Consider the following 12,857-nt stretch of genomic DNA (forward strand, 5'->3'; position numbering starts at 1 on the left):
TTTTTCCCCGATTCATTATAGTTAATGATGGTTGTGATCATCGCGGATAATGCATCTGTGATGATGGATTTCATCACCATCCATAATTTCCCAACGCTGATATTTCGCTCTGATACTGATTGCGCCAAATGGCACATCGTGAGGCATGGAAATGCCCGATAAAAAACATCATCAGGAGAATGATTATGAGCGATATGACGAAAACGCTTTGGGGACAATTCATGACCGCCTTCCAGGATCAGATCAAGATCGAAGGCGTACCGCAAATGTTGACCGGGCCGACCCCGTGGAACTGGGGTGGCAAGAACCCGCCGATGGGCTCGCTGCCGTATCAGCAAGTACAGTTTCTCAATATTGTGCCCGCCAGCCCGCAGGTAGACCCGAATACTTATGGCATGAAGCAGGGATTCGGCGACCAGTACCGCATGTTTCTGAACTTCCTTATGGCCGATGGCGGTGAAGCCGGCCAGGCGCTGCAGCAGAAGATCTCGGATGCTTCGCACAACCTGTTTCAGATCCAGTCCAGCGTGAATGTGGCTTATCAGAACTTTAAACAGCAGACCAGCAGCACCGAGTCATTCGATGACTGGTTGGCTAATGAAGGGCTGGCATCCGCATCGCAGTTGAATCAGGCAAAGGCACAGCTCAAGGAAGCCAACAGCAACTACACGGAATACATGCAGAAACTGAAAGGCCCAATCAGTGAGGCGACCAAGCGTTATGACGATAACCTGGTAACGGTTGTGGGCCAGGATGGCAACTCGGTGAAGGATCAATCCGCGTTTCAGATCAGTGAAACACCCTGGGACTATGTTAACCGGATTACCGGTAACAACTTCGGTGGAGCCGCTACCGCTGGCTCTGCCAAAACCTTCTCTCTGGATTCCTCCACCAAGCAATGGTCAGACAGCACCGTCTATGGTGAAACAGAACTGGGCGGGCTGTTCGACTTCTTTGGCTTTGAAGCCGGGGGCGAATACAAGAAAGTGTCGACAGAACACTTCTCCAGCCAGTACGACATCAGCTTTGCCTTTGAAGATGTCTCCATCGTCACGGTGACTCCGGGCAACTGGTTCAACGCGGCCATGCCGGCCAACTACCTGAATGGTCCGTTCATGCCGGGGCATTCAGGTTTCAAGAACGGCGACGATGCCTATTACTTTGGCAAGGGCGGCAACCTGGCACGTATTGTGTCACAGATGATCGTCGGTTATCGCCCAACCATCACCATCAATGCCGGTTCCGAGTTTGCCCAGCAAGTGACTGAAACCATTCGCGGAGAAGGTGGCTTCTTCATCGGACCGTTTGAGTTTGGTGGCGCTGGTGGTTCCGACAGCGATAAAGGCACGGTGAAAGTGGATGGCGAAACCATTACCTGTACCTCCAGCAGTAACTGGGGCACGGTGATTGGCCTGGGCACTAACTGGGTGGTTAACCCCCGCTAGGAGCTGACTATGTTACAGGTAGAACGTATGGGCGATGTCCGCAATGCCTATGGCAACATGAATGCAAACCAGGAGCGTGATGCCCGGCTTGCCATTAATGCCATCGACTTTGCCGATGTCTGGCGCGGTGCCGGTACTATCGTGAATCAGGGGCTGGTCAGGCTGGATGTTCAGGGCCGCACTGCGGCCGGCGAACAGAACCTGCAGGTCCAGATCAATGGCGTGAACGGTAACAGTACGGTGGCTGCCGCACTGATCGCTGAGAGCGTCCAGGATGCCAGTATCGAGGCGCAGCGGGTGTATGCTGTGCGCAAGATAAAGGACGCCCTGTTCAGCAGTATGAACGATGGCCATATTTATCGCGTAACGGGGACGCCTACCTAGCGTATCCATCTAGCGTAAAGTTGCACTTCGCTAGCACCTTGGCCGCCCTTTGGGCGGCCTTTTCTTTTTCAGAAAGAAAGGGAAGAATGGTTGCTTCTAAAACCGCAATTGGTGGAGCCTGACCATGCTGAATAATCCGGATATAGGGAAGTTGATCTTACGCCTGTCGTTGGGTTTGATGCTGCTGCTGCATGGCGTGCACAAGCTGCATGCCGGGGTTGGCTGGATTGCAGGTGTGCTGGCGGAACACCACCTGCCTGGGTTTCTGGCCTACGGGGTGTTCATTGGCGAGGTGATTGCGCCGGTGATGGTGATTATCGGTTATCAGACCCGTATTGGTGCCGCGTTGATTGTTGGCAATATGCTGGTCGCGCTGGTTCTGGCGCATATGGGCGAACTGTTCAGCCTGAGTAATACTGGCGGCTGGGCAATCGAGTTGCAGGCGTTCTATCTGTTCACCGCTGCCGCGCTGGTCTTTCTGGGGGCCGGCAAGTACGCCATGAAGAACTGATTAATACGCTGTATGCATACAAGCCCGATGCAGGACGCTAGAAGACAAGACGGTTCCGTCAGTGCTTTTCTTCGTCCGGCATCGGGCTTTCGGCATCAGGCCATGAAATGCCTTAGGCCAGACGGTTTTTCTCAGCGATCTGGCCATTCAGTGTCCAGAAATCATAGAGAATCCCCAGCCCGAACAGCCCGGCAGTCAGCAGGTAGACAATACCGGTGATGACCTTGCCCATGTAGAAGCGGTGGATGCCGAAAATGCCGAGAAAGGTGAGCAGAATCCAGCCGATATTGTAATCGACGCTACCGGCTTCATAGCGTGTGTCGGCCGCGTCGTCCATGCCGGGGATCAGGAACAGATCGATGATCCAGCCGATAAAGAACAGCCCGAGAGTAAAAAACCAGAGTGTGCCGGTAAGTTGACGGCCATAGTAAAAACGGTGGGCGCCCATAAACCCGAAAATCCAGAGTAAGTAACCGATCACCTTGCTGTGCGTGTCCTGATTCTGCATGTGCGATTCCTTGTTGGTAGTAGGGATTACAGGTCGACGTTGAGTGCAGCGCTGGCGGTGTTTGCCTTATCGCGTGCGGCTTCAATGCTGTCAGCTTTTGCCAGCGCTACACCCAGGCGGCGGCTGCCGTTGATGTCCGGCTTGCCGAACAGGCGCACTTCGGTATCCGTGTCGGCAAGGGCGGTGTCCAGGCCACGGTAACGCATGGCCTCTGATTGGCCCTGTACCAGTAGCACGGATGACGCGGAGGGGCCCCGTTGTTCGATCGCGGGTACCGGCAGGCCGAGAATAGCCCGGGCATGCAGGGCGAATTCGGAAAGGGTCTGGGAAATCAGTGTCACCAGGCCGGTATCGTGGGGGCGTGGAGACACTTCGCTGAAGTAGACCTGGTCGCCTTTGATAAATAACTCGACCCCGAAGATACCCAGGCCGCCCAAGGCATCGGTAATCGCCAGCGCCACCTCGCGGGAGCCCTGCAAGGCGGCTTCGCTCATGGGTTGGGGTTGCCAGGATTCCTGGTAGTCGCCGTTCTCCTGCCGGTGGCCGATGGGTGCACAATAGCTGGTCTTTATTTCGTTGCCGGCCTTGTGGCGAACCGTCAGCAGGGTGATTTCGTAGTCGAAGTCCACAAAGCCTTCCACGATGACCCGACCCTGGCCGGCGCGGCCGCCGGATTGCGCGTATTCCCAGGCGGGTAGAACGTCGTCGTCGTTCTTTAACGTGCTTTGCCCCTTGCCAGACGAACTCATGACCGGTTTCACCACGCAGGGAAACCCGATCTCACGTACGGCCTGTTGATAGTCTGCTTCGTTATCGGCAAAGCGATAAGGGGACGTAGGCAGTGACAGCTCTTCAGCGGCCAGACAGCGGATGCCTTCGCGGTTCATGGTCAATTGGGTTGCCCGGGCAGTGGGCACCACGGTATAGCCTTCCTCTTCGAGTTTGACCAGTTCATCGGTGGCAATGGCCTCGATTTCCGGAACGATCAGTGCCGGTTTCTCCTGTTCGACCAGTGCCCGCAAGGCGGCGCCATCGAGCATGTTGATGACATGGCTGTGTTGCGCCACCTGCATGGCGGGGGCATGGGCGTAGCGGTCTACAGCGATGACCTCGCAGCCATAGCGAATCAATTCCAGGGCGACTTCGCGGCCCAGCTCGCCGGAGCCCAGCAGCATGACGCGGGTGGCGTTGTCGGTGAAAGGGGTGCCAATGACAGTCATAACAGCTCTCAATATGTTCGGTGCCCTGATTGTAATGAAAAGCAGAGGCTACGCCAGCGGCGGGCAGCGCCGACCGGAATGGGACGCTTCGTTCTGTGCGGGTAGGGCTTGCGGTACACTTCGTCTGTGCGATGCCATGTGTGTGTTTTGCGGGCATGGAGACAGGATAAGGAGAGCGGGTGGACGATCAATACTGGATGCAGCAAGCCCTGGCCCTGGCGCGCCAGGCTGCAGATAACGGGGAAGTGCCGGTGGGTGCCCTGGTTGTCCGGGATAATCGGTTACTGGGTAAAGGGTATAACCAGCCCATTATCGCCAGCGACCCCAGCGCCCATGCGGAAATAGTGGCCATGCGTAGCGCTGCGCAAGCGGAGCGTAATTACCGGCTTAGTGGCAGTACGCTCTATGTCACCCTGGAACCGTGCACCATGTGTTTTGGTGCCATGGTTCATGCGCGTATCGGCAGGCTTGTGTATGGCGCCAGTGAGCCGCGTGCAGGGGTGTGCGAAAGCCAGCTACAACTGCCGTCGGTGGATTTCTACAATCATCGGATGGACGTGGAGGGGGGCGTGTTGGCAGAAGAGAGTGCGCTACTGCTCAAAGGTTTTTTTGCTGAACGCCGGAAAAAGTAGCGATAGGTGAGATTGAGCGAAACCGGTTAGCGGCTTCGTTCCCACAACGCGCATGCCTGCCACGTTTTTAGCGTGTTGCATGCCCGCGTGAACCGTGTTGCGGCCGCAGCGCGGCACAAAAAAAGGGCCGGTAAAAACCGGCCCTTTTTTCAGTCAGCGTGATTCCTTACTGGAATTGCGCTTCCTTGGTGGTGGCTTTCATGATGGTTTCCACGCGACGGTTCTCGGCGCGGCCTTCGCTGGTCTTGTTGTCAGCGATGGGCTTCTCTTCGCCGTAACCTACGGTGGTGATGCGGTCCGCGCTTACGTTGTAGTGATCAACAAGTACGGTCTTCACAGCATCTGCACGCTGCTGGGACAGTTTCTTGTTGTAAGCCGCAGAACCGGTGCTGTCAGTGTGACCTTCCAGTACCAGATTGGCGGACGGGTACTGACGCATACCTTCGGCCAGGTTTTCCAGAGACGGGTAAGAGGTCTGACGGACTTCGGCTTTGTCGTGACCGAATTCAACGTACAGGGTCTCTTTTACGTCCTTGTCCAGGTACTTCTGACAACCTTTGTCGTCAACCAGTGCACCGGCCGGAGTGTTGGGACATTCGTCCATGCTGTTGACGATGCTGTCGTTATCGTCGTCCAGCTCACAACCCGTCGCATCCACTTGAGCGCCTGCCGGGGTGTTGGCGCACTGATCACGCTCGTCCGGTACACCATCGCCGTCGCTGTCGGAAACGACATTTTCAACCGGCGCCGGCTCTTCTTTCTCGCTGGAACCGCCAATGATGAAGTTCAGGCCTGCATAGACTTCTGCATCCCAGCGTTCGGTGCGGAAGCTATAGTAAGGACGAGCGCCCACGTCCAAGAGGAAATGCGGGTGCAGCATGGTCTGAAAACCGGTTTCCAGCGTACCGATGGTTTCTTTGAAATCGTTGGAGCTGTCGCTGTTCGGCTCGGTGCGGAACTCACCGGCACCGATACCCACGTAGGGTTCGAATGCGGAGTTGCCGGCAAAGTGTTTGCGGATAGCGCCGTGAGCAATGTTGATGTCCGCGTCGCCAAGCAGATCGGTGTTGGAGTTGTTACGCTCCCACCAACCTTGAACAGACCAGTCACGGTTGAAACGGTAACCCATTTGGGCACCGGGAAGGGTAACTTCGTTTTCGCTGGTGTTTTGGTCAATGTGGTCGCCCACATCCAGCCAGTTTTCGCTGATGTGCCCGCCGAAGTAGAAGTACTGTTCGGGGATCTCGTCAGCAATGACGGTGGTGGTCGCGGTGACCGATGCGCAAGCAATGCTCGCCGCTAAAAAGCGTTTAGCGTTCATAAGCTCCTTCCTTGTCTTATTCAGTAGGCAGATCAAACACGGTGCCAGTGTTGGCTAGCCTGTCTCCCATGTAAATCCTCACTACAGAGATTAATAAAAAAATTTACAAATATGGAATTTATTTGGTAGCGGGAAGACACTTTTTTGTAATGTTGTAGTGTGAAAGTATTAACGGGGCAGGGTTTGCTGGGCCCTTAATACTAGGGCGGGCTTAGGCTGGTCACGTCGCCGGTTGATAGGCTGTTCAGGAAAGCGCCGGCGGCGACGTTTTTTCACGTCCTTCGTTGCGATTCTGGTAAAGCGCGTAGTCCGCTTCGTTAAGTAGCGGGTTGAGGCTGCGTCCACTGTTTTCTGTGCTGGCGACCCCGATACGGGCGCATACGGTAACCGCTTCCTCGGGCTGTGCGGCAGTGCCCGGGCTGGAAAGCTTGAGATTGCCAGCCAGGGCCTTCAGGCCCTCACCCATGCGGGCGGCATCATCAAAATTGGTGTGGGGAAGTACCAGCAGGAACTGGGCCCCATCAAACCGCCCAAAAAGATCACTTTCCCGGATTTTTTCACGAATGCAGTCGGCAAACAGGCGAAGCGCTTTTTCCCCTGTGTGGCGGCCGTAGCTATCCAGCAGCTGGGTAAAATCCTCGATTTCAATGAGCAGGATAGAGACGGTGTAATTGTGTCGCTGGCTGAGGGCCAGCTCCCGCTCCAGCATGCCCAGCAGATGGGGGCGGTTGAAAAGGCCGGTGAGGTGATCCTCGCGGGCCAGCTGCTGCAGCTGATGGTTGTACCGGTCCAGTGCGATCAATCGGCAGCTGAATAGATAAAGTGGCGGGGCCACCAGTAACAGAGGGAGCAGGGCGGCAAGTACCAGGGGTGACAGCCAGTCGCGTTCACCCACCAGCATGATGGCGATGCTGGTAAGCACGAGGGAGACAAGAATGGAGCTCAAGGTGATGACGGCGGTGCCTTTCAGGGCGGAACGGCGGTCGCTACGACTGACCAGTCTGGCGGACGTCGCTACCACATGAAAAAGCTTGGCCATGCTCGGTAATCCCCAATAAACGTGCTGATTATTATGCCTCTCAGTATCACGTTTGCGTGCATGCCGTGCAATAGCAGGCAGGGGAGGTCATTGATCCAGCAGGTTTTCCTTCAGCGACTGGGAATAGGGCGTTTCGCCAAACCAGATACGCAGGTAGTGGCGGGCAAACGTGGCGCCTGTTTCGCTGGCAAGGGGCTGGTTATTCAGGGCCAGGGTCAAGCCGTCTTCGCGATAGGTCAGGCTGTAGGCGTCGCCATCGTTGATGTCCTGGTAATGGCTGTTGAATGCCTGGAAACGGTCCTGGTACCGGTTGAATTCCGTTGCCTGTAGGTTTTTTTCCAGAAAGTTCAGCGCGGCTTTGGCAAAGGCATCGCCAGGAACGTCGCGAAAATAACGGAAAGTCAGCCGCAACGGCGGTGACTGCAGGTCGTCGGTCTGGCAGTCGTGCCGGGACAGGGTGGCTTCGCCCACAGTGATGAAGCGCAGGGCTTTCACATCGCTGCGGGTGCAAACCTGCCAGGGTTGGTCGCTGGCGTTGGCATAACCTGGTGCGGCAGTTGCCGCACCAGCCAGTAGCAGCGCGGCCGGGGTTAGTCGTGCTCTCTTAGCCATCGTGTCATCGGTCCTATTACGGGCAAATGCTGGTCCACGCCCTGGCTGCTGTCCCAGAAATCCTGCTGAAAAACGACTTGCCCCTGCGCGTTGAAACGCAGCTGGCTGATGCCAATGGTGCGAGACAGACGTTCGCTGCCGAGCAGGCTGAAGCGTGCCTCCATGACCCAGCGCAGATACACATCGCTACCGTCTTTGATGATGTGGTTGACGGTCAGGGACATGCTGTTCAGCCCTTCGGCGGTGGCTTGTAAATGCTCTGCCAGCTGGTCGCGCTCGGTCAGCGTGACCAGGGTGTCGTTGAAATACAGGGGATCAGCATAGAGGGTGTCGATCTGTGCAGGGATGGTGCTGGCATCCAGTGGGTTGAAGAACGCAATAAAGCGATCAATTGTCGCTGAATCAACCGGGTGGCCGCTGGGGGCAGACGTGAGCGCCTGTTGATACCGGTCGGTATACCCGTAAGGGCCTTTGGGGGCACTGCTGCAGGCGGTTAATAGCAGCGTCAGCAGCAGTGACAACGATAATGTCATGGGAGCATTCATAAGCTGACTTTGGCGCGGGGGTGGTGAATCGGTTGTGAAGCGTAAACGCTGAAGTCAGGGGTGGGGCTGGCAACAGGCGTTGCGCCACGATTCACAGCGCTTTGACGAGGGATGCCGCAATGTAAGGCGATGAGACTTCATGCACGCGCCGTCATCGTTAACGTCATTTCGTTCCAGTTGCTCTGGGCGGCCGCGGTGTTGGGGGCGGCGCAGGGTGTGAGTGTGCTGGCCTGGGGCGTGCTGGGTGTCATGGTTGTCGCGCAAGTCGCGCTGACACGCCAGTGGCGCCAGGACCTGCTGTTGATCGCTGCCGGTGGCCTATTGTGTGTGTTGATGGAGCCGCTGTGGTTACGGCCGGAGGTATTGCAGTACCGCAACTGGGATCAACACTGGTGGGCGCCACATTGGGTATGGACGTTGTGGCTGGGCTTTGCGGTGAGTTTTCGCTATAGCTTGAACTGGCTGTGTGGCCGACCGGTACTGGCCGCGTTGTTAGGCGCCCTGGGAGGCGTGTTTTCCGTCACCATGGGCATTCGCCTGGGGGCGGCGACTGCGCCACAGGGCTGGCTGTTGCTGGCAATGGTTTACGGTGTCAGTTGGGCGATAGCGGTACCGTTGCTGGCGCAGGTTGCGACGATCACAAAACAGGGAACCAAACATGCCTGAAATCCATTACTTGTTGCTTATCGCCTTGCTGATTGTGTCCACCGTACTGTGGCTGCAACAACGCCAGACACGCAACGCCGGTTGGGTGGATGTGTTCTGGGCCTGGTCGGTGGGCATTGTCGGAATGAGTTTTTTGGTGACCGGAAACGGAGCCTTGGTTCCCCGTGTGGCGGCAGGCGTGCTGTTATTGTTGTGGTCATTGCGCTTGGGGAGCCATATTTTTCAGCGGGTTAGCCAGGAAAGCGCGGAGGACGGCCGTTACGCCGCCATGCGCGAGGCGCTGGGCAGTAAGGCGCAGCCGGTGTTTCTGGTGTTTTACTGGGGTCAGGCACTACTGGCCTGGGGTTTTGCACTTACTTTCTGGGTAGTGGCCGAGCAGGATCAGTTTGCGCCCCCCCTTGTGCTGCTGGGCGTTGCGATCGGATTGCTGGCCATCGCCGGGGAAGCGCTGGCAGACAAACAGTTGGCAGCTTTCAAAAAGCGCCCGGACAGCAAGGGCAAAACCTGCCGTGAAGGGTTCTGGCGCTACAGTCGCCACCCCAACTATTTCTGCGAGTGGTTGCACTGGGTCAGTTACCCGGTGATTGCCATCGGTGCGCCGCATGCGGGTTGGCTGTGGGTATTGCCCCTGGCCATGTTCGTGTTCCTGTGGTTCGTCACGGGTATTCCTTATACCGAAAAGCAGGCGCTCAAATCCCGCGGCGATGACTACCGCGATTATCAGCGCACAACCAGTGCGTTCTTTCCCTGGAGACCCAAATCATGATGATTCAAATGGCGGAATCCGGGCTGTTGCCCGATGGATTGGTGCGTTTTGGTATTCGCCGCCTGCTGGGGCAGCGCCTGGAACAGGAAAAACAACGCAGTAACCGCCAGACGTTCGAAGAGGCCTTGCGACAGGGGCCTGTTGCGGTGGGGCAGGACGAGGCCAATGAACAGCACTATGAAGTGGATGCCCGTTTCTATGAGCAGGTGCTGGGCCCCTATCTGAAATATTCCAGCGGTTATTGGCCGAATGCCTCAAGCACCCTGGAAGACGCAGAACGAACCATGCTGGCAATGACCTGTGAGCGAGCAGAGCTGGAAGATGGCCAGGACGTGCTGGAAATGGGCTGTGGCTGGGGATCGCTGACATTATGGATGGCGCAGCAGTATCCCAACAGCCGGATTACCGCGATTTCCAATTCGTCATCCCAACGGGCCTTTATTCTTGGCCGTGCCGCAGAGCGGGGCCTGAGCAATGTGGATGTGATCACTGCGGATGCTTCCGTGTACCAGCCGCAGCAGCCCTATGATCGGGTGGTGTCGGTGGAAATGTTCGAGCACATGCGTAATCACAAAACCCTGATGTCGCGTATTCATGATTGGTTGAAGCCGGGTGGCAAGCTTTTCATTCATGTGTTCTGCCATCGTGATCTGACCTACCTGTTCGAAACCGAGGGCAGCAAGGACTGGATGGCCAAGTACTTCTTTACCGGTGGCATGATGCCGGCCTATGACTGGCTGCCACATTGTGCCGGTGATCTTCAGGAGGAGCAGCGCTGGGCAGTGAATGGCACCCACTATGCGCGCACTCTGGAGGCTTGGCTGGTGCTAGCCGATGAAAAACAGGCCGCGCTGACCCGGCTGCTGGACGACCTTTACGGTAAAGGACAGGGGAAGGTATGGCTGCAACGCTGGCGTATGTTTTTCATGGCGTGTGCGGAGCTGTTTAACTATGGTGGGGGCGAAGAGTGGTTCGTTGCGCACTACCGTTTCGCCAAGCCTGTGGCGAATTGAGCGCTGTTTTCGCGAGCCATGGTGAATAGCCATAAAACGAGCAAGGCATGAAAAAAACCGGCGTTCAGCACCGTCTTACCCGCGTCTATCTGGTTCAATTGCTGTTGATCAGCCTGGCCACTGTGCTGGGGGTGTGGGCGACGGCCAATATCATCGAGCATGTGCTGGTCAAGCAGGCACTGATCAAGGAAGCCGACCACTATTGGTCGTTGGTGGAGGAAAATCCCACCCAGCCGCGTCCCAATACCCGGCATCTGCTTGGCCTGCTGAGCAGTGATGCGGTGCAGGACCCGGTTCCTGACGTGCTGGCGGATTTGCCCGATGGGTATCAGCGTGTGGATCTGGCCGGTGAGCGGCCCATTGTGTATATCGAGCATCGCGACGGCGCCCGGCTGTATCTGATTTTTGATGAAAAACGGGTGTCGGTGCTGGCGTTCCTGTTTGGCATCCTGCCGTTAACCGGTGTGCTGTTGGTGATCTATATCACCTCATTTCTCGGTTGGAAAAAATCCCGCGATTTATTGTCCCCTCTTGTGCAGCTTTCTGATGCGTTGCGGCATACCCCGGTGAATGACCCCAGTGTGGCCCGCCCTGACTTGAGTGACATTGCTGCGGATTCGGGTAGTGAAGTGGCGGTATTGGTGGCGGCGTTGGATGGCTATGCCGACCGGCTGGTGTCATTTGTGGAGCGTGAACGTCAGTTTACCCGCGATGCCAGCCATGAATTACGCACGCCACTGGCAGTGTTTCGCGCCAATCTGGAATTACTGGTGACACAGGTGGGTGACCGCCCTCTGATTCGGCGTATGGATGACACCGTCGATGACATGGAAGCGACCCTGGAAACATTGCTGATGCTGGCGCGCACGGAGCAACACAGCCAGCAGAGTGAGGATGTGATCGTCAACGATCTGGCGGTGAACCTGATTGAACGCCTGAACCCGCTGGCCGAGCGTAAGCAAATTCGCTTGCAGGTCAGGCAGACGGCGCTACTGAGCGTGAACTGCCCGGAGGCGGCACTCACGATCGTGCTGACGAACCTGGTCCGTAATGCCATCAACTACAGTGGTTCTGGTGATGTCACCATCGTGGTGATGGATAAGGCCGTGCAGGTTGTGGATTATGGCGCGGGCATGGATGCGGATGAACTGGCCCGGGTGCTGCAACCCTTTGAGCGGGGCGGAAGCGGAAGCCTGGAAGGGGGGCATGGCCTGGGGCTGGCCATTGTGCAGCGCTTGTGTGAACGCTATGACTGGGAGCTGATGGTTGCCAGTGAGCCGGGTAAGGGAACCGAGGTTCGGGTGCAATTTTCCTGAGGCGCGTTTCAGCACACCGTTAACGTTACTGCGCCGAAGCCTGTGGTGAAGGATCAATGCGCACCAGTAATTGCTTGGCGTTCAGGGCGTCGCGAATACGATGGATCACGCGCTGGGCTTTTTCTTCGTTGGTGTCGGCCAGAAGAATACCAAAATGGTTTTTGCCCAGATGGGCGATGCTGTCTTGCTCGCGCAGCAGTGCTGCCAGGGAATCGGCGATCATCATGCTGTCGCTGTCCTCTGGCGCTTGCAGGTAGAGCGTTGATGATTCCATGCCGAAATCCCGGCTGTGCTGTTGCTCCTGTGCCTTGATGTCCGCCCAGCCTTGTTCTCCGGGCAGGCCGGTATCGGCACAGCGATCCGGGTGTTCCACAAAAATGCTGACCCGCTGTTGTTGTGCTTCCTGCAGGGCATTACTGAGCAGAAAACCGATCAGGCGGGCTTCGTGCTGCAAAGCGGGCAGAGCCTGCTCCAGTGACGGATCCTGAGGGTTAGGATCCAGCGCGCAGAGGGTGCCGAACAGCTGGTTGTCCCGATCCACAAGCGGCAACCCGATGTAGGCGCCAATGGTCAGGTCGCTGTTGATGGGGACATCGTTGTAGCTGGGGGTATGCTGAGCATCGGTGGCAATGCAGGGGGCGCCCAGTTCCACCATCCGGACACAGTAGCTTTTTTGCCATTGCAGGCGGTGACCCTGTGCCAGCCCATAGTGATCGTCGCGGGCACGCAGTATCACCAGATCGTCGTCGCGCAGGCGGGTGATCATCCACAGGGCCATGCCGAAGCGCTGTTGCAGTTCGGCAAGGTGGGCGTCCAGTAATTCCTGGCAGGAAGAATAGCTGGCTAACGGTGTGTCAGTTTGGTCGGCTGGCATAAATA

At 56.9% G+C, this 12,857-nt stretch carries 15 protein-coding genes; 8 read left to right on the top strand and 7 right to left on the bottom strand.

Annotation, left to right across the window (positions count from 1 at the left end; translation table 11 throughout):
• The first annotated feature begins 185 nt into the window (after positions 1 to 185).
• The 3 genes from F1529_RS09400 (at position 186) to F1529_RS09410 (ending at position 2,340) form a co-directional block, all read left to right on the top strand.
• Entirely contained in the window at positions 186 to 1,445 is a 1,260-nt protein-coding gene (locus tag F1529_RS09400; RefSeq protein ID WP_155134090.1) for a hypothetical protein, read from the top strand.
• Positions 1,446 to 1,454: 9 nt separating this feature from the next.
• Positions 1,455 to 1,829 (top strand): hypothetical protein, encoded by a 375-nt coding sequence (locus F1529_RS09405; protein WP_155134093.1) that lies wholly within the window; start codon positions 1,455 to 1,457, stop codon positions 1,827 to 1,829.
• Positions 1,830 to 1,953: 124 nt separating this feature from the next.
• The gene (locus F1529_RS09410) at positions 1,954 to 2,340 is read left to right on the top strand and encodes a DoxX family protein (RefSeq protein WP_063521717.1); all 387 of its coding nucleotides are present in this window, start codon (positions 1,954 to 1,956) and stop codon (positions 2,338 to 2,340) included.
• A gap of 112 nt (positions 2,341 to 2,452) precedes the next feature.
• Here F1529_RS09410 and F1529_RS09415 read toward each other — a convergent pair whose 3' ends face one another.
• Together F1529_RS09415 and purT are read right to left on the bottom strand one after the other, a co-directional pair.
• The gene (locus F1529_RS09415) at positions 2,453 to 2,848 is read right to left on the bottom strand and encodes a TM2 domain-containing protein (protein WP_155134096.1); all 396 of its coding nucleotides are present in this window, start codon (positions 2,846 to 2,848) and stop codon (positions 2,453 to 2,455) included.
• Between the two features lie 26 nt (positions 2,849 to 2,874).
• Entirely contained in the window at positions 2,875 to 4,068 is a 1,194-nt protein-coding gene (gene purT, locus F1529_RS09420) for a formate-dependent phosphoribosylglycinamide formyltransferase (protein ID WP_155134099.1), read from the bottom strand.
• 179 nt (positions 4,069 to 4,247) lie between these two features.
• On the opposite strand from purT, the gene tadA reads away from it, so the two are divergent.
• On the top strand, positions 4,248 to 4,700 hold the full coding sequence (gene tadA, locus F1529_RS09425; protein WP_007150869.1) for a tRNA adenosine(34) deaminase TadA: 453 nt from the start codon (positions 4,248 to 4,250) through the stop codon (positions 4,698 to 4,700).
• A gap of 166 nt (positions 4,701 to 4,866) precedes the next feature.
• On the opposite strand, the gene F1529_RS09430 is transcribed toward tadA, so the two are convergent.
• The 4 genes from F1529_RS09430 to F1529_RS09445 form a co-directional block, all read right to left on the bottom strand.
• Complete coding sequence (locus tag F1529_RS09430) at positions 4,867 to 6,021, bottom strand: OmpA family protein (RefSeq protein WP_007150491.1); 1,155 nt, start codon at positions 6,019 to 6,021, stop codon at positions 4,867 to 4,869.
• 244 nt (positions 6,022 to 6,265) lie between these two features.
• Entirely contained in the window at positions 6,266 to 7,060 is a 795-nt protein-coding gene (locus F1529_RS09435; RefSeq protein WP_007150492.1) for a GGDEF domain-containing protein, read from the bottom strand.
• A gap of 87 nt (positions 7,061 to 7,147) precedes the next feature.
• Entirely contained in the window at positions 7,148 to 7,672 is a 525-nt protein-coding gene (locus tag F1529_RS09440; protein WP_155134102.1) for a chalcone isomerase family protein, read from the bottom strand.
• On the bottom strand, positions 7,651 to 8,205 hold the full coding sequence (locus F1529_RS09445) for a nuclear transport factor 2 family protein (RefSeq protein WP_230457751.1): 555 nt from the start codon (positions 8,203 to 8,205) through the stop codon (positions 7,651 to 7,653). Before F1529_RS09445 ends, F1529_RS09440 begins: the two co-directional genes overlap by 22 nt.
• Positions 8,206 to 8,346: 141 nt before the next feature.
• Here F1529_RS09445 and F1529_RS09450 point away from each other — a divergent pair, with 141 nt between their 5' ends.
• The 4 genes from F1529_RS09450 to F1529_RS09465 are packed head-to-tail and all read left to right on the top strand — an operon-like array spanning position 8,347 to position 11,978.
• Positions 8,347 to 8,883: a DUF2878 domain-containing protein gene (locus F1529_RS09450; protein ID WP_155134105.1), complete on the top strand. Its 537-nt coding sequence runs from the start codon at positions 8,347 to 8,349 to the stop codon at positions 8,881 to 8,883.
• The gene (locus F1529_RS09455) at positions 8,876 to 9,649 is read left to right on the top strand and encodes a DUF1295 domain-containing protein (protein WP_007149313.1); all 774 of its coding nucleotides are present in this window, start codon (positions 8,876 to 8,878) and stop codon (positions 9,647 to 9,649) included. The genes F1529_RS09450 and F1529_RS09455 overlap by 8 nt, the downstream gene beginning before the upstream one ends.
• Complete coding sequence (locus F1529_RS09460) at positions 9,646 to 10,662, top strand: cyclopropane-fatty-acyl-phospholipid synthase family protein (protein ID WP_007149214.1); 1,017 nt, start codon at positions 9,646 to 9,648, stop codon at positions 10,660 to 10,662. Before F1529_RS09455 ends, F1529_RS09460 begins: the two co-directional genes overlap by 4 nt.
• Before the next feature lie 47 nt (positions 10,663 to 10,709).
• Complete coding sequence (locus tag F1529_RS09465) at positions 10,710 to 11,978, top strand: HAMP domain-containing sensor histidine kinase (RefSeq protein WP_155134108.1); 1,269 nt, start codon at positions 10,710 to 10,712, stop codon at positions 11,976 to 11,978.
• Between the two features lie 25 nt (positions 11,979 to 12,003).
• Here the strand turns inward: F1529_RS09465 and F1529_RS09470 are convergent, their stop codons facing one another.
• Complete coding sequence (locus F1529_RS09470) at positions 12,004 to 12,852, bottom strand: GAF domain-containing protein (protein ID WP_155134111.1); 849 nt, start codon at positions 12,850 to 12,852, stop codon at positions 12,004 to 12,006.
• Positions 12,853 to 12,857: the final 5 nt, after the last annotated feature.

The organism is Alcanivorax sp. VBW004, from assembly GCF_009718865.1.
Classification (GTDB): Bacteria; Pseudomonadota; Gammaproteobacteria; order Pseudomonadales; family Alcanivoracaceae; genus Alcanivorax.